Source organism: Rhodococcus sp. 008 (genome assembly GCF_001682295.1).
Classification (GTDB): Bacteria; Actinomycetota; Actinomycetes; order Mycobacteriales; family Mycobacteriaceae; genus Rhodococcus_F; species Rhodococcus_F qingshengii.
In genome coordinates, this window is sequence record NZ_CP012749.1 from 4,755,933 (window position 1) to 4,777,557 (window position 21,625).

The window sequence follows — 21,625 nt, forward strand, 5'->3', positions numbered from 1 at the left end:
GTTCTCGTTGCACGATCTTCCTTGAAGAAGGCCGATTGCGCTCCTGATGTTGCGAAATACGTCCGGCCCGAGATACTCGCGTCCTGGTACCGATGCCGGGGTCCGCGCGAGAGACGCCTGAATGGAATGGCGTTCGATTTTCAGGAGGATTCGAGTGGTACCCGACTCGTCGAAGCTGCCAGAGTAATCCTTGCGGATTTTTTCGAATCGGATCCGGACGGGTTGAGTTCGGTCGTCGTGATCGATGTCGGTCATCGGGTGTGTTTTCGGTATGACGGTGACCCGGCGCTGGAGTACATGCTGAACTCTGCCGGGATGCTTGTAGGTTCCGATGCGCACGAATCACGGCTTGGTACCAGTGCCGGGCATCTTTGTCTGCAGACGGGAACGTCGGAATGTGTTGTTGGGCCCGAGCATTGGAATGACGAATTGGTCGCCATTGCAGAGGCGGCATCACCGATCAGGGATCTCGATGGTTCGGTGTTTGGGGTGGTGGTGGTAATCAACCACCTTTCGGAGCATTCGTCGATGGCTGTCTCGGTGTCGAGATTCTTGGCAAAACAAATTCACGAGTTGGTCGTTGAAGTAGACCAACGTCGAACGGGTTCGCTGGCAGCGTGTTTCGCCTCCAAAACTCAGAGCGGGAATCGTCTCGTTCTTGCAACCGACGGTACGCACTTGTTCACGCATACAGCTTCGCTGTGTCCGCAGGTCGCAAGGCGCGACTTCGATGGGTTGGTCAGGCATGCGCGTTCGGCGTTGTTGAACGGGGATTTCGGGTCCTGTCGGATCGCGCTGTCGGGTGGCGGAAATGTGGATGTCGACCTCGAACCGGTGGTTTATCTCGGTGAGGTGACGGGGTGCGTTTTGACCGCAAGTTCGGTGACTGTGAGTGATATGCACGATGGCGGAGGATCGACAAGCCGTCAAGGTGCACACGTCGGCTCGGTAGGTCCACGTGACTACACGACCAACCTCACCGGTGACAATCGCAGAGTACAACGGACAAAGAACCAGTCGCTGCTCAATCCGTATTTGAGGGCGCGGCAGGCAGTTGCTGTCAGTATCTCCGAGCATCGCAATCAGCTTCTCGTCGGCGAGGCAGGAACTGGCAAGAGCACAATGGCGGCAGCGATGTTCACCTCGCAATATCCCGGCGCTGCAATCGAGACAGTCAACTGCGTGCGGCTCGATGTCTCTGCTGCCGTGGAGAGATTGTCGACGTCGTTATCAGATCGAGCGTCACATCGACTATTGGTCCTGCGATCGCTGAACAGTCTCAATGTCAACGATGCACGCGCACTAAACAACGCTCTGCTCATTCTTTCCAAGGCAATTGATCCGCCGATGATCATCGGTTGTGTCGACGCAACTGCTGTTGACCAGAGTCACCCGTATGCGCTTGTAGGTGCACATTTTCGCGAGGTGACTCGAATTCCTGCGCTACGGCATCGTGTCGACGACATCGCTGACATCGCTCGCTCCATCCTTCGTGAGATCTCGACCCGGCACTCGTTGCGCCTGGGAATGCAGGTCGTTCGGGTCTTTGAAGGATATTCCTGGCCGGGGAACATCAGTGAGCTAAAGGATGTCCTCAGACATGTGGTGGCGAACAAACCCTTTGGCGAAATCCAATCATCGGACTTGCCGCGACTGCACTTTCGTGATGCGACCCGCAAGCTCTCGCCCCTCGATACTGCGCAATGCGACACGATCATCCAGGCGCTGTACGAAGTAGGCGGAAATCGGTACGACGCTGCTGCTCTGCTCGGAATCAGTAGGTCCTCGTTGTACAGGAAGATTGATGCCTTCGGGATCAGCTATATCGGCTGAGATTCCGTCATATTGGGGCGGAATCTCAGCCGAAATGCGGGTGGCTAGGAGGACGGCGAGATGATCACCTTGAGTGCCTTGTTGTCGGCTGCATGAGCGAATGTGTCATACGCTCGGTCGAATTCGTCGAAGGTGAATGAATGCGTGCCCATCAGTTCTGAGCGGATACGTCCTGTTCCGACCATCTTCAACAGCGTCGGGATGGAGACGGTGTCCACCAAACCCATGGTCAGGGTGAGGTTTTGGATCCACAAGTCCTGCATCGGCAACTCGACTGGGGTTCCGTGAACTCCGACATTGGCGATGGTCCCTCCGGGCCGCACCAACGATGCTGCAGTCAGGAGTGTTTCCGGATATCCGACTGCTTCGATGGCGACATCGACGCCGAGGCCGTCTGTGAGTGCTATGACGTCGGCGACGGTTCCCGGTCCGACTTCGACGACGTCTGTTGCTCCGAATTCGAGGGCTTTTTCGAGTCGGAACTTGTTGGAGTCGATGGCGATGGTGCGGGCCGCGCCCCACAATCCGGTGGTGAGAATCGCCGCCAACCCCACCGCGCCGGCTCCCACTACCGCCACGGTGCTGCCGGGGCGAACCTTGCCCGCCAACACTCCCACTTCGTACCCGGTGGGCAGTGAATCGGCGAGAAAGATCGCCTGTTCATTGGAGATGTCGTCCGGAATCGCGTACAGGGACGTATCGGCGTACGGAACGCGGACAAACTCCGCTTGTGTTCCGTCGATCAGATGTCCGAGGATCCATCCGACCCCCCCGACGGTTTGGCAATGAGATGGCATCCCGGATTGGCAATACGCGCATCGCCCACATTTGGTGACAGCAGGGACGAGGACACGATCTCCGACGGAGAATGCGGTTACCGAATCACCGACCTGGACAATGGTCCCCACTGCTTCGTGACCGAGGATACGTCCTTCGGTGACGGCGGCGACGTCACCGGAGAGGATGTGCAGGTCTGTCCCGCAGATTGTGGTCGTATCCACTTTGACCACGACATCGGTCGAATCTTCGATGACTGCGTCGGGCACGTCCTCCCACGATTTCTTGCCGGGACCGTGATAGACGAGTGCTTTCATGTCTGTCTCCTTCGACGATGACACCCACGCCTTGTCGCGCGGGTGATTCGACGGTATTGCTCGACGCTCGTCGAATGCGCACATTCGCATATTCGGGACAGACCTCTGTCATCGATAGCGAACTGCCTCTCCACGATTCCCGAATCCGAGATCCCAAGTAGCGGCGACCTTGCTCGGCGGTGTCTCTTTGACGTCATACCGCAATTGGGACCGATCTGGCCACGATTGCGAGAGATGACATGGCGGATTGCGCTTCGGTTCCTGGCGAAACAATATGAGGTAGTGGCTGGTGGATGCCGGTCCGCGCCAGGCATCACCGATTATGGCGTTAGCTTCCTAAAGGGAGAAGCTATGGGTCGCTGATGGGCGACGGTTTCTCGGTTGCTCTTCATCGAATCCAGAGCATCCCACTCGAAGCGTATGAGCTGCGGCCATCGTGATTATCGAGACCAGCAGATGCCTGAGGGTGGTTAGGAACCGGGTGCATTGGCGCGGTGAGGAACTTGTGAAGTTTAGCGTCTGAATGCCGACTCGAAGGTGCACATCGTGAATGGCAGAACATGGAGCCGACCGGACGACTCACAGACTATGCGATGGCGTGTTCGGTTGTACTGTGGCCATATTGTTAAGGCGACCCGCCATATCGAGAACGCAGAGCCGATCCTACACGGTTCGTCGTCTGAGCAGTATTCGGAATGTGGAAAGAATCCGGCACGCATAGTTGCATTTGAACCGATTGGTTCTCTCCATGAACTGCCTAGTTGCGAGGTGGGTCCGTCAGCGGCACAACCGCCTAACCTGGCGATCCGTTGACAGCTTAAAGATTGGATCACTGAATTCGAGGTAGGGCGGAGATTTGCCAGTCGTAGCGAGTAATGTCAATTGTAAGCTGCGGATATGGCAGTAGCATCGAATTTGGGTTGGTGTCTGTTGGCATTCATTAGCTTCATATGTCGATACTCCATTTCCTCTTGCTGAAATGTCCTGTTTCATTTAATCTGGAAGTAGGATGAATGACGATCAATATGACAAGCTATTCAAATATATGCACAGTGAATTCTCTGTGATCAAAGATCAGTTGGCGAAAAAATCGAATGCGGTGGACGTTCGTGAGTTACGCGATGACGTCAATTCTCTTCGGGGTGAGGCGAGCGCATTAGGGGATCAGGTCGAAAATCTCGAAAGTGAGGTATCTTCTCTCAGTAGTGTAGTCAAACGTGTTGATGCTGGGATTACGTCGAAACTCAACGGACATCGTGAGATGATCGGTAATCAACTTGATAAGTTTCAAAATGCAGTTGGTGAATCTTTTGTCGAGGAGAAGGGTCGGTTTGATCAGCATGAGAGTTGGATTAATCAGCTAGCGTCGACAGTCGGAGAAAAACTGAAACGGGCTTAGGTTAACTGATCGTTTCTGAATTTTGATCAGGTGTCTTTGTGTTATTAACACACTAATTGGCTCCATTCTGTGGAGCATCTCCTGGTTTTTGAAATGGAAAGCGTATTTGTATCTTCGCTTGAAAATCCTAGGGTTGTTGCACTCTCGGCGATGTGCCTGTGTCATTTGACGATTTTGAACAGTTTACGGATTAGTTCTACCGAGTCTAAGTGGTGTCCTATTTTCATCTGGTAATACTTGATCTATTTCAAGGCGAAGCTGTAGGCGTCGGATTCTCAGTTTGAAGTATCCAGACCGCGATTACTCCGGATCGTGGCATGACCCAGCCATCGAATCCGATCCCAACTGTCTTCTCCGGCACCGTTGACGGCATCTCAAAATTCCGTACTTTCTTGCTGCTGGAGATGAACGGTATGAGGCGCATCTCGGCTATGCCACAGTCCCCGTATTCCAGTTCGACATCGAGGCCCTTCGACGGTTGTTCGACATCGACGTGGAGCATGTGTCCGTGTTGTCGAAGTATGGTGCGATAGGTGTAGGAGATGGTGACGAGTTCCAGGCTGTCGACGACGTCTTTGCTGATGTTGGCGGTGTAGGTCTGTCCGCTCGCACGGAGGTTGCGGCGGATGGGTCGATCTTCGCCGTTGACGCTGAACTGGACGAGTTCGAATGCTTCGCGTGTGCTTCCGTCGAATCCGCTGGCGGGGTTGATATACCAGACTGAGGTGTCGCCTGGCTCTTCCATGATTGCGCGGTACTCGCGTAAGTTCGACACGGCTGTGAAGCGTCGATTGATGGTTGCTGGTCTTACCTGGTACTCATACCGAGCGGTCAGCACAAAGGCTGGGGGAGCCTCGTTTTGAGGTTCTAGTGGCAGGGGCGAGAGGTTCATGCTGATTTTGGTGTCGTACCACCGCTCGGTGGCAGCGATGGCCATATCTCGTACGTCTTCGTAGATGTCTTCGGCGAAGGTGCGGTCGCCGAGCCTGAGTGTCAACGCATTTCGTGCCAAGCGATCGAGGAACTCGTCGGTAGCGACGACAGACAGGTGATCGATGTTGTCGGCGAAGGCTTGGATTACGGAATCGCGCAACGTAGGAGCGAGTTTGCCGAGTGCGCGGAGCATGACTTTTTCGACGAGCTTCTCGATAACGACGCCCCGGTCACCGTCGATCCAGAGATCCAGCCCGATGCCGACGAGGCCGGCGACGAGCAGCGTTCCTCCCACCTCGCTGATTGGGAGGAAGCTGATGAACCCGGACATGCTTTGCGTGGTCAGGTATTTGCCGAGAACCATCAAAGCTAGGCCGACGGTTGCGACTATGAAGGCAAAGAATGCCAGTTTGAGGTGTACGAGTCGTTGGTTGGGGTCACGCATATTCTGCTTGCAGTATAGCAAGCAGAAGTCACTTTGAGAAGACGAAAAACGCAGGGTATCAAGCGAATTCGCACTCATATGCAATTCGCTGGAGACCCTGCGCCCATGGTTCTTCGGTCAGCTTCAGTTGCCGCCGCCACTGATGAAGTTTCCTCCGCCGCTCATATGCCGCACCCCCTTTCCATGTTTGGTTGCCCACCTCCGCGTGGGTTCGACGTGAACGGATCGGCCAGAACCGTGTCCGTTCCGCATGTTCAAAGTAAGGCATATACGCATGGGTGTAAAGCGCATGCGTACGTTTCGCTCTGGCCGTTTGCGCGTGTGCCGTATGAGGTTGGATTCGTGTCGGAACCAGCAAAGCCTCCCCTGAACGAAACAACCCGCGAATTTGGTGCACGTATCCGCGCCCGACGCGAGGAGTTGGGGCTGAGTCAGGAAGCTGCCGCCGTTCAGTGCCGCATTCACTGGACTCAGCTGGGGAAGGTGGAGCGCGGCCAACGCAGTCTGCGATTGGAGAACATCATCAAGATCGCCTTCGGTTTGAATACGACACCAGGCGCTCTGCTGGACGGGTTACCTCTGCCTGCGGGGGAGTAGGTCCAGCCTGGCCGAAGCGGGCTTGTCTGTCGAATCTGTAACAGGTCGAGAGCTTGTCGATTTCGGTTCTCGTCGAATATGACGGGCTCACCGGTCTGACTTCTTGGAACACGAAATCAGAGTGGTGTCCGCCCTCGGTCTCTCTTTGCGGCGGTGTGGCACCGTGTCGAGAATCCGGGACGGAAACGATGGGCATCACAACTTCAGGGATGAGTGTCTGACGAAAACAGTAGACCTGATAGTAACAACTTGAGGGATGAGTGTCTGACGAAAACAGTAGACCTGATAGTAAAGGCGGATATGAGTATCGGAGCCACTGAAACCGCCCGCACCAATGAGAAGTGCATTCTTGCTGTGGCGTTGGTCTACGGCTACCCAACTGATCTGCGGGAGTTCGCTGCCGCGCAAGCCGTGGTTGCTCCGATGACGAGGGACCTAATTCATGTCGAGAAGTCAGTCGCGTGTGATGGCACGCGGTGGTGTTCATGCGTACGGTCGGATTCGCGTTGTTCTGAAACACGAACACTAGGACAGTCCGGTGGTGCGGGAAGTAGAAAGCTCAACTTCGAGCTCTCTCACTGGCACCACCGGCGCATTACGCGTCCACGACACGCACCCGAGTGACGAGCGTCCATCGATCCCAAAGCGAAAGTCCCCAGTTTGCCGCCTCGAAGTAGTCTTCGAAGACCAATTGATTGCCAGCCCACCTTTCGGTCTCCCCGGCAGTCTGCACTTCGACGCGATAGTTGGCCCGATCGAGCAGCAGGGCACGCAGATCTTGCGGGATGCTCTGAGTCTCGCCCTCGGAGTCAGGTTGCCCAACTAAAACCGCGTTTCCGCAAATAACATCGCGATGTCGAAATATGGGCGTGCTGAGCCACCACAGTAAAGTCGCTCGGCGGTTTAAGGGCAGTCCCAAGATCTTCGACTCATCGTTCGCGAAGATCGTCCCTGCAGGCATATCGAGATCTAAGGCCTCGATATGACCATCGACAGCCAGTTGGTAGTCCCGGAGGCCGGTGAAACGACCTTCGTAGATTGGAGTTGACTGTTCACACGGTATGACGATTCCGGTTGCCATGGTTTGGTACCTTCGTTCGTGGGCGCTATCTCCAGCCGGTCGGCTGGAGAACAACGGCAGCGAACATTGATGTGTACTCGTGGCAGTTATCGAGATCGAAAAACATGTTACTCGACTATTTACTCACATCAGCATAATTGTGTAAATATCTGCTACACCACGCGTCCTTTAGGTTTAGGTGAATCTAACTTCGATATTCGAGTGTCCAACTGGTTGATGATTGGCGCGAGCGTTTTCCGTGTCACTAGCGAGGGGCGAGGCGAATCTTGTCGCAAGCAGGGGAGGCGTCGATTTGCCGGGTAGATTGAGCGAGGTTTGAAACCTCCGCTTCTATAATCAAGGAGTGTCGAGTTGAACGATAAAGGCGCAAACTTGGCGTTTCAGATGAGAAGGATGCTCGAAATCTTGGCTGAGCTGCAGGATCGAGATGATATGGGCTGCCGTTCACAACGACCCTGGTTGCAGCGCCACGGTTGGAGAAGATCGAAGCGCACCTGTCGGCCCCGACCTTCAGGCATTGATCCTGGTCCGTGGTGCCAACCAATTCCTACAGCGAGCAGGAATCGACAGTCCGTGCTCGCTGCAGGCGCGTTGCGAGAAGAATGGGTTTCACGAGCCCCCGGAGGCTCCCTGCGCTGAATGTCAGTTTTTCGTGTTCTTTCCGGGCAATCGTCGTGTTGCGGCCTCCAACTCGGCGGCATACCTCGGCTCGAATTCGGGAACCAAACCGGCACGCTTCCAGTAGTCCGGCACGACGTGGGCCGACCCGATAACCGCGCCGGCAATACAGGCAATGGAGTCCGAGTCACCATTACTGGTTGCCGCCCACCCCAGTGCAGCGGGCCCGGTGAGCGGCGCACTATCATCACCGTCGGCGGAAGTCGCCAGATCCGCAACGAGCAGCCCCAGGGCAACCGCGCTGGCGGATTCCCACCCTTCACCGACACCGGCACACGGATCACCGAACGCAGCCGCATCGATCCCGACAAGTCGATCCCGTGCCCGAGTCGCGGCACCGAGGATATCCACCACATCGTCGTTGAGCCCATCCACCAGTACCGATGGCATGTCCCTTCGATACGGGGCGAGGACATCCGCCAAGTGCGAATCGCTCAACCACTCGCTGACACCTTCGTAGATTCGCGCTGCCTCCGCCAGGGCGAATTCGAGGAATCTGCCACGGCGCTCCGGCGCGTGACGGACCGCGTCGGCCAGAAGCAGCGCGGGAACTATTGCGCGGGGGTGTTTGTGGGTGATCACAGCTTGAAGGGCGGTCACGCCCCGCCAATACGGTTCCGGTGCGAATGCGGCGGGCACCAATCGCATGACCGCACCGCAACCGGCGGACTTGAACGCCCCGTCTGGGTCGTACCACTTGGCGCCGCCGCGCAGATTTGCCAATGAGCCCATGCAGGTCATGCCCGGGGCACGGAAGTTTTCAGGATCGAGTTCCCATGCGATGAAGTGTCGGACGATCGAGTCGGTGACTGCGGGGATGTCGGCGAAGTCCGAGACCTCGACGAGTGCGTCGTGCAGCGCGAGAGTCATCTGAGTGTCGTCGCTGATCATCCACTCACCCGCAGGCGCAGGCACCGGGTAGGCCGGCATGTCCGCGTACCTGCGGAACTCGACCTGAAAACCCCACGCGTCACCGGCCGCGAGCCCGACAAGAGCATTCCCGTAGCGAGCACGCTCGGCAGTCGGCTCATCAGCAACAGATGCCGCCACGCTAGCTCCTTCAAAGGTTGGTACTTCTAGCCAGTTGCTACTCAGCCGAATCGACGTGGTTGTTACTCGACCTGTCGTGAATCTTGGGAAAGCGCCATTCACCGTCGTCACCTTCGATGGGGCCAAAGTTTTCGGAAAACCTTGGGTTCGAGTTATATTTCCTCTTCTCCATCGGAATGGCAGCTTGAGCTTTGATTTTAGCGCTCAGTCTTTCAATAGTAGCTCTTTGCTCCTCGGATGGAACGAACGGCGAGTCATACCCCTCGGAGATATTTTCCTCTTCACTCATCTCACTATCTCTCTCATTATAATCTCTGTGACGCCGGTGGCCGAATTGACTGTTCGCGCGAGGACTTCAAATGATGTAGCTTGATCGAACAAAACCTCAGCCTCATCCGCCATTGCGGAGAATTCGGATATTTCCTTTCCGGTTCGCGATTCGATAAAGAACTTGACATTGCCTGGGAAAGCTTCCAATAGATCCGTTGTTGCACTGGTGAAGGCTGTTTCTTCCACAATCGTACCCGGCTCGTATCTGGCGATCACACGCTCAGGCAAGACTACGCCGCGGTAAACGTCGCCTTCGAAGCTCGGCAGTTTCGACAGCGCGGAACTCAGCGCGTCGGCTTCAGCGGTCAGTTCGGGCGTAAGTCCGGATGGCGTGCGAAGAGCGGAGTTCAAAGTCATCGAATCCACACCGGTGTAGCGACCGATTGCGGTGTAATCCGCCGGCCCGAGGCCAGCGGCCACGCTGCGCCCGACTGCTTCGGCTTCTGCGGCGGTTCCGCCGCGACGCAGAACAGCCTCCACCGCTTCGCGCACAGCGACCCCGCCGGCTCTGCCTCCTGTGCCTACGATCGGAATGAGGGAGACGATATTTGCGGCCGCGATTGCGATTTCAACCGGCGAATGCTCGGGTGAAGGTTGTGCTCGTTGGCCGCGATTGAACCCGAACGGATCGACGGCGGCATCGTGGACGGGGACTACGAGGAAGTTTCGCCACGCATCTCCGAGCGTTCCGACGCTATCGACTGTTGTGTCGACGGCACTTTCCCCGACACCCCACGCGGTGTCCCATACTTTTTGCGGGAACGATCGGTCGTCGGGAGCGTTCGGATCTGGCGGGATCGGAACATTGCCGGTGAACCCGGCCGGCACGTCCCCGTGCGCTTCGGCAAGCTGGTTCGCAGCTTGTTGTCGTGGACTGACAGTGGGTTTGGGGCCCGGACTGGTTGTGGTGCGTGGCGACTGATTTGGTTGCGCGGGTTTCGAAGGTGCAACCGGAGGGACTTCGCCGTGTGCTTGGGCGAGTTGGTTCGTTGCTTGTTCCTGAGAGGTCGGCGCGGGCTTCGGTCCAGGTTTGGTGGTGGTGCGCGGTGACTGATTGGGAGATGCAGGTTTCGTGACCGGAGCGGAGCCTTGGGTGGTGATCCCGGCGTACTTACCAGCGGTGGTGCCGCTGTTCGTGGCTCCGGAAGTGTTGCCCGAGTTCGTGTTTCCACTGTTCTGCGGTTTCTGCGGAGTTGTGCGCGAGGTCATCGAATTCGGCTTGGGTGCGGCGGTGTTCGTATTTTTCTGGACTTGTTTCGAAGCGACCGAGGTGGGTGCCTTCGCCTTCTTTTCCGGCGGATCAGCCAAAATCGGGTACGCGGTCGCTTCGTCGGCATACACCTTCTGAATAAGACGGCCGTCGCGAACTTCGTAGTCAGTCGGAACAGGATTGCCGTCGGCGTCGTACGCCCACGGAGCTGCCACGGCCGAGACCGGGTTTCCGTCCGCGTCGAAGACGGTGACGGAGCCGTCCGGATTAACGCTCATATGCCCGCCGGGCGGGACGTCGACGGGGATTTCCGCTTCGTGTGAGGACGTCGCGTCGTGGATCAGGAAGAACGTACGACGTCCCCCGCCGGGTTCGGTGACCGTGATCTTCGACTGGCCACCCTTGGCGTACTCCATCAGCGGTGAGGCGAGGGTACCGACTGTCTGGGAGAGGATCGATTCCGGCGTACGCCCATCCAACGGTATGCGTGGGCCGAACGGTGAACGACGCCCACGTACTCCGATCCCGCCGGCTGTGAACGCGGCGGCACCGACCAACACGAGTTCGAGGTACCGATCGCGCCCGTCGTCGTCGCTGAGTCCCGAGGGCGTGACCGTGGGATTCGATTCTGACTGTCCGGGAACAGTATTCGGTGTTCCAGAGGGAACAGGTCCGGGACCACGATCGGGGACCGCTGTGGGTGCGGTCGATCCAGCGGGTTGGGGTGCGGTCGGGGCAGGTCCGCTGGTGGTCGTCGGAACCGGGACTCCTGCAGGGTTCTCGATACCAGATGGTGTCGGCGTATTCGGCTGTCCAGGCAGCGCGGCGCCGGGGACGGGGACGATGGGGGTGCCGTTGTAGGTGGGGAAGTTCGTCGGAGCGTTCGCGCCGGCGTTCGGGCCACCGCCCGGAGCCTGTGCACCCGGTAGTCCGACGGTGGTTGTCGGGGCGGCGGTCGCTGTGGTGGTGGGTGCGGTCAGGCACGGGTTGATGTATTCAGGCGGGATCGGAGAACCAGGAGGCAGTGACGCGATCAGATTCAGGTAGATCTGATGATCACGTGCCCGCACCGCCGCACAGTCCTCCGCTGGTCCCGCGGTCGCGGGTGCGGCGATCAGTGCGATTCCCGCACCAATGGCTCCAGCTACTCCAGTCATGACTGCTCCGGCAGCGAGTACTCCCGCGATGGACCTGCGCAGCTTCAGCACGGACTTCACCGGCGATCACCGGTGTTCGACTTCTTCCGCGCCGCGGCGATGAGCTTGTCCGCGCCCCACCAGAACACCCGGCCCGCGATCGACATCCACAAAAAGAACGCCAGATACACCAGAATCGTCCCGTAATCAGCCGCCCAACCACCGAGTCGTCCGATCACCGCGAACGCCGCAATAAGTAGCGCTAGCCCGAATACAGTCGCGATCGCGCTCTTCGAGGTTTCGCTCAGTTCACTGTCCGGGTCCCAGTCGTCGACGTCCGCACCGCGGCCACTACGAACTGTGGCCGGCGGCTCCGTCATCGGGCGGGACCGAGAGTGTTCGGCGTTGTGGATGGTCATGACGGGACTCCAAACGGTGGACGGGTGAAGTGGTGCAACGGATTCGGTGGTGGATCTTCATCCCTGCGAGATCGGGAGGGCAGCGATGAACTGGTCTGAAATATGGTTGGAGCGCCACGCGGACTACTGCAGTTCGTGATGGCCCTCAGAGTGCTCAGAGAGTGCCGTCACCGAAAATCGCAGGACGGACCGCAAAGCCGAGGTGTCAGTTCCAGTGCTGGTAGGTCTGCACGATGTAGCCCCCGGTGACGGGGTTGTTCGGGTCGGATACGTAGATGTTGACGTAGCCGCCCGGATGCGCAGCAGCTTCGGCGATCACGACCCGATCGGGGGCGCTGGCCCTGCCGTCGACGTTGGTGATGACCGAACCCGGGGCCCGGCCAACCCAGCGCTGCGAGCCGGGAACAATGTTCGCGATCGCATCGGGGATGGGGCTCGCCGCCAGTGCTGCGGTTTCAGCGTTCGAGAGCGAAAGCCCGATCCGACCCTTCTCTGGCTGCACGATCGGGGTGGCAGCCGATGCCACGCCCCCGCCGATAAGACCGACGAGGGCGATACCTGCGGTGAGCGCTCCGGCTGTGACCAAGGTGCGAATCTTCATGAACTTCTCCTGTGATGCTGATTGATGGGCAAACCCGTGACTCGGGCCTCGTGTGACGGCGTGTGCGAGGGCATGGTGGCCTGCGCAGAGTGGGTTGAGAATGCAGCGCTGACGACGGCTGCTCCGGGTTAGAGCCAGGTCGGATCGGAATACACGAACAGGCTGTTGTCCGAGGTTGCAGTTGAGACGGCGAGTTGTGCGTAGGAGCGGATCGTGACCGGCCCCATGCAAGCGTCAACCTTCACGTGCACGTTCTCTGCCGTGATCGACGCTTTCGCCGCTTCGAGGTCCTTTTTGCCGAGCGGGATCGTGGTGATGGTTCCCGGTGCGATGGTGGTCTGGATGCTCGGATTCACCGACGCATTCACACCCACGTTCGCCGACGGGACACCCGAAATACTCACACCGACAGACGGGCCGAGCGAAAAGCCAAGCCCCAAGCCAAGTCCGGAGGAGACATCGATCTGGCAGCCGATCTGCAACCCCTGCTCGACATATCCGGTCTTCACTGCCGAATCGCCCGCACCACCGATCGTGCCGGTCACCTTCGCCGACACGAACCCCTCACGGGTGAACGCCGTCGTCGCCAGATTCGGCACCGGGTTCGCCGACAGTTTCGTTGCGGCAAGATCCAACGACCAGCCGTCATCGGTGACCGTGCTCGCGAACTTGTCGGGAAGCGCCGTCGGCGTTGCCGATGCGCTCCCTGCGAAGACCACACCCGACGACAGCGCGGCAACAGCGCATGCCGCAAGTCCCACTGCGGCCTTCGAGTGACGACGAGTCGTGCGGGGTTCCGGGCTGGTTGCCATGAGTAGCTCCTACGTCGCGGGCCAGCAACCGTTGAGGTAACTGAACACTAACTGAATTGAAGTTACCGGACAGTACCAAGCGTTCCGTTTGATCACCAGGCTCCAGATCGGCCGTAGTCGGCTTTATCGTGAACTTTCGATCACGGATACATCTCGACAAGCTCGTGACCAGCACGTGGGACTTTTGTCCCGATATGGCAAGCGTCATGAAAGTTATCAATTAGACAGACGCAGTGATGAGCGGGCAAACAGAAGAACAGGCCGGTTGAGTTCACTCATTGCAGCGTGACGGCGCCGAAATCGACGCTTCGCCTCGCCGGACGGTAGTTGAATCGTCAATAGTTAATTGCTGGCGCGCGATCCCGCACGGTAGGCCGAGCGCAGGAGTTTTGCGGGCGGAGCCACGCGGGGAGCGAATCACATTCGGCCACTATGCGAGGTATTTCGTTCAGAAAGTCATGTCAGGCGCTCGGCAAAGTCCCGAAGGACTCGCAGAAGTTCGGCAACCGCCAGCACGTTGCTCGGCACCTAGGCTCGCCGCCGGACTGTGAAAGCAGGCTATTCGCTGCGGAGGCGAAACGGTGAGTGCCACCACCGCTCGGGCAGGCGAATCGACGAAACGCGGCCAGTAAGGCCTCTACATCGAGACGACTGGGTATGCATCACCCGGAAAGGGTTATCCCCACTCATTCCACAGTGCCTGTGCATAACCTTCGGCTATGCGGCCCACCAGATGACACCCAGCGCCGCAATGATGCTCCCGAGCACCAATATTGCTTCCGGCGTCAGCCCAGACGAACCGTCAGATGAAAGATCGACACGCTCCTCCACGCGAGCTCGCAGCCGTAGTAGGGCGTTCTTCATGACGTCACCTCCAGCGGCGACGCGGGTGCATGATGCGCCAGACGATCTTCCAACGCGCCGACGATCGCTAGCAGTCCGAGCAAAGCGGGCTCGGAAACGTCCACGCCGCTCTCTGCATGCTGCACCAATGTGGCGCGCAGCATTTTGGTCATAAGAGCACCGTCCGCGATGGGGACGGCACCGAGCCTGGTCACCAGACCGCTATTGCCATTTGCGTCGCTCATCGAGGATCCTCATCGGCCAGTCGTACTGCGCGACGGCATATCCGAGGGCAGGAGCCCGCAGCGGACCCACTCTAGAGAATATCGAGTTACATCGCAGCATGGTGTGTCAGGGTGTGTAGTTCACGGTGACATATCCACTAGTGCCCCGAGTTTGAAGTTGTTTTACGGTCGGCTTTCGCCAGGATCTGCTCGGCAGTTTTCGTCCACACGAAAGGCTGCGCCCGCGGATTCCACCCGTTGATGAAGTCCCGAATCTTGCTCGTGAGTTCGCGGACACTGCGGAAAGTCCCACGGTGGATCGCTTGACGTTCGATGATTCCGAACCACACCTCGACGAGGTTCATCCACGACGCCGATGTCGGGGTGAAATGGACATGGATCCGCGGGTTCGCAGCCAACCACTGACGGACCTCGGCCTTCTTGTGGGTCGCGTAGTTGTCCATCACCAGATGTAGTTCCTGATCCGGATACGCCCGTGCCACATGCTTGAGGAACACCAGAAACTCCTGGTGACGGTGCCGTGGCCGGCAGATCCCGGTCACCTTGCCGGTTGCGATCTCCAACGCGGCGAACAAGGTGGTGGTGCCGTGGCGGACGTAGTCATGGGTTTGCTTCTCCGGGATCCCGATCTGCATCGGCAACGTCGGAGCTGTCCGATCCAATGCCTGAATCTGCGACTTCTCGTCCACACACAGCACGATCGCGTTTTCCGGCGGATCGAGGTGCAACCCTACGATATCGGTCACCTTCGCAACCAGTGCCGGATCGGTGGAAAACTTGAATGTCTCACTGCGCCACGGCTGCACACCGTACTCACGCCAGATCCGCGCGACCGTGCCGTACCCGATCCCCAAATGGTTCGCGAGCAAACGCGAACTCCAGTGCGTAACACCGTATTTCTTCGGCGGCGGCATCAAGGTCGCCGAGACGATCTCCCGGTGATCGAGACTGCGTGGCCGCCCCGACCGAGCATCGTCCTCGAGGCCGGCCAACCCGTCCGCATCGTAGCGAGCGCGCCAGGAAATCACCGTCGGCCGCGACACCCCGACCAGCTCTGCGATCGACGAATTCGACTCACCTTGAGATGCGAGCACAATGATCCGTGCCCGCTGCGCCGCACCCGAAGGAATCGACCTCGATCGCACCCGCCTCGCCAATTCGACGTCGTCGCCGTCACGCAAGATCAGAGGCTCAATCCGCATGTCTGAAGTATCTCAAACCGAACTGTCAAAGAACTTTAGGCGCGCGGCACTAGGTCATCCGACTACAGGCTCGATCCGGAAACACGACGATCAGCTTTGTCCATCGCCCGACGGCGTCACTCGTCGACGGGGTGGACGCGTGCATTGAACCGTAGCCGGAGCTGCCGCCGGACGCGGAAACAGGACGGTCTCGACGGCCACACAACAAGGGGACCGACGAGACCGGTAAACACCGAGAAGCAGGTCTTTACATCTCCACCTTAGATGTCACGCAGGTCTCGTGTCGATGCACTTTGTCCTGCATATGGCGAGCTTTGGTCGCACCGCGCAAAACCGGTGCGCATGGGTGGGGCAGTCAGTGAATCGTGGCAGCGCCCAGTTTCAACGAGAGGCCGAACGCTGCGACGAGCAGCGGCACCCTGTTGAGCGAGGCGGCTCGCCGGCCACAGTGTTCGGAGACCGTGACCGGCGAGCCATGCGCGCCGGAGAAGATGGAGGAACTTCGGCGCGCAGTCTGTTGCGACCCACCGACCGTCCGGTGATCAGACCGTGGATACACGGCCGGTGAGCCAGGCGTGCCGAGAACCGAGGCGGAAGCGGTACGCCGATCATGGTGCCCCGCCGACGGTTTGGGGACACCGTCAACGGGGCGCGGATGTCATCTTGAAGCGTCCTGGGACTGGTGGAGACTGTGATCTCACCAGGAGAATGCAGATATGGGTGCACCAAGGAAGTTCGATGCCGAGACGCAGGAGCGGGCAGTTCGAATGTATCGAGACCGTCGATCCGAGCACGGCGACTCCAAAACCGCCGCCCGCACACACGTCGGAGCGCTACTCGACATCAATCCTGCGACGATCCGGAACTGGGTCGAAAAGGACGAGCCCTCAGCCAAAGTGCATGAGGCACAAGCAGGACTCGACCGCGATGGAGAACTGAAAGCGCTTCGGCGCGAGAACTCCGAATTACGAAGAGCCAACGAGATTCTCAAGACTGCATCGGCGTTTTTCGCGGCGGCGGAGGTCGACCGCCGGCTTCGGTGATCGTCGACTACATCGACGAATACCGGCTACGATTCGGGGTCGACCCGATCTGCACTGTGCTCCGCGAGCACGGAATCAAGATCGCCCCGTCCACCTACTATGCCGCCAAGAAACGCGGCAAGGTCTCCGCTGCCGCCCTCGACGAGGCGTACGCCGCGAACACTGTGCACCGCCTCTATCTCGCCAACAGAGGGCTCTACGGGGTCCGGAAACTGTGGCATTCGATGAAACGTGCTGGTCACGATATCGGCCGTGATCAGGTCGGCCGGTTGATGGCGATCTGTGGTGCGGCCGGAGTCGTCCGCGGACGCCGGCGGACAGTGACCACAGAACGCGACGATCGAGCGCCCAGGCACCCCGATCTGATCGAACGACAGTGGGACGCGCCGACCCGCCCGGACCAGTGGTGGGTTGCCGACTTCACCTATTGCTGGACGTTGACCGGGTTCGTCTACACAGCGTTCCTCGTCGATGTGTTCTCCCGCCGAATTCTCGGATGGCGGGTGATGACGACCAAGGCGACACCGTTGGTATCCGGGGTGCTCGAGCAAGCATTGTCCACAAGGCGTAGGAGTGATTTCGCTTTTACTGCAACTGGTTTGGTGCATCACTCCGATGCCGGCTCGCAATACACATCGCTCGCCTTCGCTGAAGCGTTGATCGAATCCGGGCTCGCCGGTTCGATCGGCAGCGTCGGCGACGCACTCGACAATGCGTTGATGGAATCAACGATCGGCCTGTACAAGACCGAGCTGATCGACCGGCAAAAGTCATGGACCGGTCGCGCCGAAGTCGAACGAGAAACCGCGTCCTGGGTGCACTGGTTCAACACCAACCGACTGCACTCCTCGATCAGCTACAACTCGCCCATCGACTACGAAAACAAGTACCGTCAACAGTGCTCGACCGCCACCTTCGACCGCGAGGTGGCCTGAACCAGGTCTCCATCAGATCCAGGGCGGTTCATCTCCTCCATTGGCGGAAACGGAGAAGTCATGACGCCAGTCCGAACAGTAGGCGACACGGTGAAGTAAATACCAGTCTTCGTGAAGTTACGGCTAATTGAGGCTTGAATGATCTCAGGTCAGCTCCAGTGGCGGCCATCGAGGAGCACACACTGGCGGCGACGATCAATCCGGTGATGACACAGAGGCCCACCACGAGGGCCGTGCTCCACCAACGAGTGGGGCTGTAACGCCTGGCCCGACGCCTGCGGGACCTGATGACTTGAGCGTTCATTTTCACTCTCGCATCGTTCCATACGCATCGTTTATCCCAAATAGGTTGAAAGTCCCTAGATCCCATGACCTTTCGCCCCGAGTAGGCATGAAACTGCGGGGAGGTGTCACGACGCCGCGACTGGGCTATTGGCGGGCAGAGGGGCCAGCTACTTTCGCCCTGTAGCTAAGTGGATTCTGTGCCGTGACAAAACGGACTCGCGTAATCAGGAATGGTTCGATCGCTGGATCGGGGTGGCCTGCCGAGTCTTCAGTGCAGAAAGCTCGGCAGGCCCCTGTGCACCGACAGCCATCACGTCCGTCGGGCGCACAGCCGGGGTGGTCCACCGGCGAACATGTGAGTGTCGCCCCGGTGGACCATGCATGCCGCCGACCGCCACGGAAAGCGACATGCAGTCATCGGTAGCCCGCCAGGTCGAGGTTAGGTGTTCAACCCGGCGGGCCGTGCACGCCACCGACTGTCACGACACGCCACCGACTGTCACGAACAGTGGCACGCAGTTCGAGTGGCCTTTGCCTGTTGCTCGGCGGAACAATCCAAGGCAGGCGGTGTGCGGTGAGCCGACGAAGCGCGGACACACGGTACGAATAGTACTTCGCGTGCTCGGAGCCGCGGCCGCAACCCGTACGATGCCCAGACGAGCCGACTCTTGAGGCCCCTCTGGAGGGATGAGATGGCTCGCCGGCCACGGTGTTCGGAGACCGTCACCGGCGAGCCCAGCGCATCGAAGGGACATGGAGGAATCTTCGATGCGCAGCTTTGTTGTTGCTCACCGACCTGAGAGTGACCAGCAGGTCGGTGAGCGTGGCGTACCGAGAACCGAGGCGGAAGCGGTACACCGGTACGTGGTGCCCCGCCGACGGTTTGGGGACACCGTCGGCGGAGTGCAGGCGCCATCCCCCTCGTTGGCGGAAACGGGGAAACTGTGACGCCAATCGGAACAATAGGCGACACAAAGAACCTGATACCAGTCTTCGTGAAGTTACAGCTACTTGAAGGCTGCACTACCTCTACGACTTTCGATACAATCGGCAGGAAATACGTATTCGGGAGGAGATGCCGTGCCGTTGTTCGTTTTCAGTCTTGCGTCGATGGCGCTGTGGGTTTTCTGCCTGGTGGATGTTGTCACCCGAGACGTGAGATACATCCAGCATCTGCCGAAGACGCTGTGGATGGTGGTAATCCTGTTCGTCCCGGTGTTCGGGTCAGTGTTGTGGCTGGTCGCCGGTCGTGGGCAGCGCGCGTCACCGGTCTACGCGAGCGTTGCTGCGCACGTCGATGCCGAAGGGGGGCGAACGGTCGCAGCGTATGATCCCGCAGCCGAGAAAGCCTTTCGGCAGGAGTGCCGTGAACGTGCTGAACAACAACGCCGCGCCGGCCGGCAACAACGCGCAGAAGGTGATTCGGGCCAAACCTGAGGTTCATAGCGCAGTGGTTCTGATCAGCTCGAAGTGTCAGTTCGACGCAAATGCTTTCGAGCTGCGTCGGGGCATTCTGGGGTGTCGCGCCGGTGACATCCGGCGACCGGAAAGACGCTTGTTACCTGCATACTTACCAGTGTTTACGGGAGGTGCACGTTCATGAATTTTGTCGTACGGCCGGTCTCGACCCTGCCGAAAGTCACAGGGGTGGAGGCGGAATCGAACAACTGGCGACTACACGAGGGATATCCCGTCGTCGACTGGTTGACCATCGCAAACCTGAGTGCTGCAGTGGTTCAGGAGCGGGCGACCGGATGGGACTTCGAGACGTGGGTGTTGTACGGCGACGAGTGCGGGCTATTTGGGCCCGACCTCTTTGCGTGGAGCGAACTCCACTCCCGCCCACTCGACATCGGAAGCGGAGGCACATGGGTGGACGGTCGTCACCGTGCCGCATTGATCGCCGCATCGGGAGCGCAGCACATAGCCGTGGTCGATCCTCGATGGCGACCAACCTGGGCAGTACGCATCTGACGACAACCCTTGGCGGTCAATTCCCGGACTCCAAGTACGACCACCTCCCAAAGACGCACCGAATTGACTGTATGGTGCTGGCTGCCATCTTTTCCGAAACAAACAGAGGTCCCCTCACAATGGCCGAAATCTTCATCCACACCTTCACCGACGATCTCGACGGAAAGCCGATCGATCCAGGCTTTGAGCACCGTGTGACTTTTTCGTACCAAGGTGCCGACTACCAGATCGATCTGCGGCCAACGAACGCCGACAAACTCGACGCTGCCTTTGAGCCGTTCATTCAGTCTGCCCAAAAAGTTGGCACGGCCAAGAAGAACAACGGGACACAAGCTGCTACGAAGACCGTTACCCCGCATCGATCACCAGAACAGTTACACGCAATCCGGGACTGGGCCAACAGCAACGGGTACGAGGTGTCGAGTCGCGGAAGGATTAAGAAAGAAATTATCGAGGCGTTCGACGCCAGTCACTAGAGATACTTAGCTATCTCGGCCGGGCTGTAATTCAAGAGTACGCGTCAGGACAACGAGGCAAACTGACGGTCGCGCGCAGCAACGGGAGACAGGCTATGGAGCCTCTCTGGGCCTACGCGGTCGTTTCGGTACCTTGCGAACCTCGTCCGCGACTCGTCGGAGTCTTCCTTGAGGGGCCAGCGCAGGCTTGCTGCCCGCGATACTCCCGGCCTGCTGAAGGAAGGCCGCAACCGCTTCGCGCTCCGAATCATTCAGCTCATTCGCCCTGCCTTCGATCATTCGCGTGAGGGATTGCTCCAGTTCCGGCGAGAGATCTTCATCTACAACCTCAGCGTGCGAAATGAGCCATTGTTGCTTGGCGGCGTAGTCCTGCGCGAGTTTCAACTGCAACTGGGCGAGCATGAGGGCGCTTCGGGTGACCGGGATCGAAGGCTCCGCAACTTCCAGATCGGCGACGGGAGCGAAACTTTCCTCGCCCACAACGTCGACCTGCACAGCGTCAGCGTCGGATGATTTCGTTTTAGCTTCAGCTCGTTCCAGCGCCCGAATACGCTGACGCGCCGCGAACTCACCCAGTTTCGCCTTGGCCGCGGGAGCTGCGACGTCTCTGATCAGCGGGACCAGGAACTCGCGTATCACTATGCTCCCGGCGTCGGCTATGACGTCGGCGAGTGCTTGTTGGCTCGGTGTCAGTTCACGTGGAGAGGAGACTGAAGACGTCACGAAGATAGGAGCGCTCTGGTACCTCTCACGAAGTTCCTGTTCGTTGACCCGCCGGGACTCGGTCGGACCGGCAACATTCTTAGAGGTCTTGCTGCGAAGGAGATCGCTCTCGAAATCCTTGGACTTCGATGATTTCGACCTGTAGGTGTCCTTCTTCCGCCGAACGACGCGGATCTCTTCTATGTACTCGTCATCGTTACTCACAAGCACACCAAGCTCGACCAGGGTCGCCTATTAGTATCTACGAAAACGGCAACAGAAGTCATGCTCGGATCCTACTG

General features: G+C 58.7%; 20 protein-coding genes and 1 other annotated feature. Of the genes, 7 read left to right on the forward strand and 13 right to left on the reverse strand.

From position 1 onward, the window contains the following. Positions 1-21: 21 nt before the first annotated feature. Positions 22-1,833, forward strand: coding sequence for a helix-turn-helix domain-containing protein (locus AOT96_RS22170; RefSeq protein WP_156778971.1), 1,812 nt, complete (start codon positions 22-24; stop codon positions 1,831-1,833). A 44-nt stretch (positions 1,834-1,877) separates the two neighbouring features. On the opposite strand, the gene AOT96_RS22175 is transcribed toward AOT96_RS22170, so the two are convergent. Next, complete coding sequence (locus tag AOT96_RS22175; RefSeq protein ID WP_065352906.1) at positions 1,878-2,927, reverse strand: alcohol dehydrogenase catalytic domain-containing protein; 1,050 nt, start codon at positions 2,925-2,927, stop codon at positions 1,878-1,880. Positions 2,928-3,936: 1,009 nt separating this feature from the next. Between AOT96_RS22175 and AOT96_RS35380 the strand changes: the two genes are divergently transcribed. Beyond that, on the forward strand, positions 3,937-4,326 hold the full coding sequence (locus AOT96_RS35380) for a hypothetical protein (RefSeq protein ID WP_143173145.1): 390 nt from the start codon (positions 3,937-3,939) through the stop codon (positions 4,324-4,326). A 247-nt stretch (positions 4,327-4,573) separates the two neighbouring features. On the opposite strand, the gene AOT96_RS22185 is transcribed toward AOT96_RS35380, so the two are convergent. Further along, a complete protein-coding gene (locus AOT96_RS22185; RefSeq protein ID WP_156778972.1) occupies positions 4,574-5,782 on the reverse strand; it encodes a hypothetical protein in 1,209 nt (402 codons plus the stop codon). A gap of 264 nt (positions 5,783-6,046) precedes the next feature. On the opposite strand from AOT96_RS22185, the gene AOT96_RS35385 reads away from it, so the two are divergent. Next, entirely contained in the window at positions 6,047-6,301 is a 255-nt protein-coding gene (locus tag AOT96_RS35385) for a helix-turn-helix domain-containing protein (RefSeq protein ID WP_065352907.1), read from the forward strand. Between the two features lie 595 nt (positions 6,302-6,896). Here AOT96_RS35385 and AOT96_RS22195 read toward each other — a convergent pair. From AOT96_RS22195 to AOT96_RS22235, 10 genes are all read right to left on the reverse strand, one after another. Then, positions 6,897-7,382: a DUF3846 domain-containing protein gene (locus tag AOT96_RS22195; protein ID WP_065352321.1), complete on the reverse strand. Its 486-nt coding sequence runs from the start codon at positions 7,380-7,382 to the stop codon at positions 6,897-6,899. A 642-nt stretch (positions 7,383-8,024) separates the two neighbouring features. Further along, positions 8,025-9,110, reverse strand: a complete 1,086-nt coding sequence (locus AOT96_RS22200; RefSeq protein ID WP_065352322.1) for an ADP-ribosylglycohydrolase family protein — start codon at positions 9,108-9,110, stop codon at positions 8,025-8,027. A gap of 37 nt (positions 9,111-9,147) precedes the next feature. Then, positions 9,148-9,399 carry a hypothetical protein gene (locus tag AOT96_RS22205; RefSeq protein WP_065352323.1) on the reverse strand — a complete coding sequence of 84 codons (252 nt, stop codon included), beginning with the start codon at positions 9,397-9,399 and terminating at the stop codon, positions 9,148-9,150. Further along, positions 9,396-11,807, reverse strand: a complete 2,412-nt coding sequence (locus AOT96_RS34795) for an ADP-ribosyltransferase (RefSeq protein ID WP_231783270.1) — start codon at positions 11,805-11,807, stop codon at positions 9,396-9,398. The genes AOT96_RS22205 and AOT96_RS34795 overlap by 4 nt, the downstream gene beginning before the upstream one ends. A gap of 56 nt (positions 11,808-11,863) precedes the next feature. Beyond that, a complete protein-coding gene (locus tag AOT96_RS22215) occupies positions 11,864-12,205 on the reverse strand; it encodes a hypothetical protein (RefSeq protein WP_065352324.1) in 342 nt (113 codons plus the stop codon). A 205-nt stretch (positions 12,206-12,410) separates the two neighbouring features. Beyond that, complete coding sequence (locus AOT96_RS22220; protein WP_065352325.1) at positions 12,411-12,806, reverse strand: hypothetical protein; 396 nt, start codon at positions 12,804-12,806, stop codon at positions 12,411-12,413. 128 nt (positions 12,807-12,934) lie between these two features. After that, positions 12,935-13,618, reverse strand: a complete 684-nt coding sequence (locus AOT96_RS22225; protein WP_065352326.1) for an MspA family porin — start codon at positions 13,616-13,618, stop codon at positions 12,935-12,937. A 717-nt stretch (positions 13,619-14,335) separates the two neighbouring features. Continuing rightward, a complete protein-coding gene (locus tag AOT96_RS35390; RefSeq protein WP_156778973.1) occupies positions 14,336-14,482 on the reverse strand; it encodes a hypothetical protein in 147 nt (48 codons plus the stop codon). Further along, on the reverse strand, positions 14,479-14,706 hold the full coding sequence (locus tag AOT96_RS22230; RefSeq protein ID WP_065352327.1) for a hypothetical protein: 228 nt from the start codon (positions 14,704-14,706) through the stop codon (positions 14,479-14,481). The genes AOT96_RS35390 and AOT96_RS22230 overlap by 4 nt, the downstream gene beginning before the upstream one ends. A 137-nt stretch (positions 14,707-14,843) precedes the next feature. Further along, positions 14,844-15,908 (reverse strand): IS630 family transposase, encoded by a 1,065-nt coding sequence (locus AOT96_RS22235; RefSeq protein ID WP_065352328.1) that lies wholly within the window; start codon positions 15,906-15,908, stop codon positions 14,844-14,846. A gap of 716 nt (positions 15,909-16,624) precedes the next feature. Between AOT96_RS22235 and AOT96_RS22245 the strand changes: the two genes are divergently transcribed. The 4 genes from AOT96_RS22245 to AOT96_RS22260 all read left to right on the forward strand — a co-directional run bounded on the left by AOT96_RS22245 (position 16,625) and on the right by AOT96_RS22260 (position 20,621). Next, positions 16,625-17,886 (forward strand): IS3 family transposase gene (locus AOT96_RS22245; protein ID WP_156778974.1). Its coding sequence is split into 2 segments (ribosomal slippage): positions 16,625-16,919 and positions 16,919-17,886, totalling 1,263 coding nucleotides; the frame shifts between segments, so codons are not numbered across the junction. Further along, positions 16,909-17,040, forward strand: a sequence feature (AL1L pseudoknot). It overlaps the preceding gene by 132 nt. 1,365 nt (positions 17,887-19,251) lie before the next feature. Beyond that, positions 19,252-19,608, forward strand: coding sequence for a PLD nuclease N-terminal domain-containing protein (locus AOT96_RS22250; RefSeq protein ID WP_081377578.1), 357 nt, complete (start codon positions 19,252-19,254; stop codon positions 19,606-19,608). 162 nt (positions 19,609-19,770) lie between these two features. Further along, entirely contained in the window at positions 19,771-20,145 is a 375-nt protein-coding gene (locus AOT96_RS22255; RefSeq protein ID WP_143173098.1) for a hypothetical protein, read from the forward strand. Further along, positions 20,115-20,621, forward strand: coding sequence for a histone-like nucleoid-structuring protein Lsr2 (locus AOT96_RS22260; protein ID WP_231917287.1), 507 nt, complete (start codon positions 20,115-20,117; stop codon positions 20,619-20,621). Before AOT96_RS22255 ends, AOT96_RS22260 begins: the two co-directional genes overlap by 31 nt. Before the next feature lie 93 nt (positions 20,622-20,714). On the opposite strand, the gene AOT96_RS22265 is transcribed toward AOT96_RS22260, so the two are convergent. After that, complete coding sequence (locus tag AOT96_RS22265; RefSeq protein WP_143173097.1) at positions 20,715-21,548, reverse strand: hypothetical protein; 834 nt, start codon at positions 21,546-21,548, stop codon at positions 20,715-20,717. Positions 21,549-21,625: the final 77 nt, after the last annotated feature.

Bases quoted from the DNA above. Each gene is read 5' to 3' on its own strand.
- AOT96_RS22220 (WP_065352325.1), bottom strand. From the start codon at position 12,806: ATGAAGATTCGCACCTTGGTCACAGCCGGAGCGCTCACCGCAGGTATC.
- AOT96_RS35380 (WP_143173145.1), top strand. From the start codon at position 3,937: ATGAATGACGATCAATATGACAAGCTATTCAAATATATGCACAGTGAA.
- AOT96_RS22195 (WP_065352321.1), bottom strand. From the start codon at position 7,382: ATGGCAACCGGAATCGTCATACCGTGTGAACAGTCAACTCCAATCTAC.
- AOT96_RS22225 (WP_065352326.1), bottom strand. From the start codon at position 13,618: ATGGCAACCAGCCCGGAACCCCGCACGACTCGTCGTCACTCGAAGGCC.
- AOT96_RS35390 (WP_156778973.1), bottom strand. From the start codon at position 14,482: ATGAAGAACGCCCTACTACGGCTGCGAGCTCGCGTGGAGGAGCGTGTC.
- AOT96_RS22235 (WP_065352328.1), bottom strand. From the start codon at position 15,908: ATGCGGATTGAGCCTCTGATCTTGCGTGACGGCGACGACGTCGAATTG.
- AOT96_RS22260 (WP_231917287.1), top strand. From the start codon at position 20,115: ATGGCGACCAACCTGGGCAGTACGCATCTGACGACAACCCTTGGCGGT.
- AOT96_RS22205 (WP_065352323.1), bottom strand. From the start codon at position 9,399: ATGAGTGAAGAGGAAAATATCTCCGAGGGGTATGACTCGCCGTTCGTT.
- AOT96_RS22230 (WP_065352327.1), bottom strand. From the start codon at position 14,706: ATGAGCGACGCAAATGGCAATAGCGGTCTGGTGACCAGGCTCGGTGCC.
- AOT96_RS34795 (WP_231783270.1), bottom strand. From the start codon at position 11,807: ATGACTGGAGTAGCTGGAGCCATTGGTGCGGGAATCGCACTGATCGCC.
- AOT96_RS22185 (WP_156778972.1), bottom strand. From the start codon at position 5,782: ATGAGTGCGAATTCGCTTGATACCCTGCGTTTTTCGTCTTCTCAAAGT.
- AOT96_RS22175 (WP_065352906.1), bottom strand. From the start codon at position 2,927: ATGAAAGCACTCGTCTATCACGGTCCCGGCAAGAAATCGTGGGAGGAC.
- AOT96_RS22255 (WP_143173098.1), top strand. From the start codon at position 19,771: ATGAATTTTGTCGTACGGCCGGTCTCGACCCTGCCGAAAGTCACAGGG.
- AOT96_RS22215 (WP_065352324.1), bottom strand. From the start codon at position 12,205: ATGACCATCCACAACGCCGAACACTCTCGGTCCCGCCCGATGACGGAG.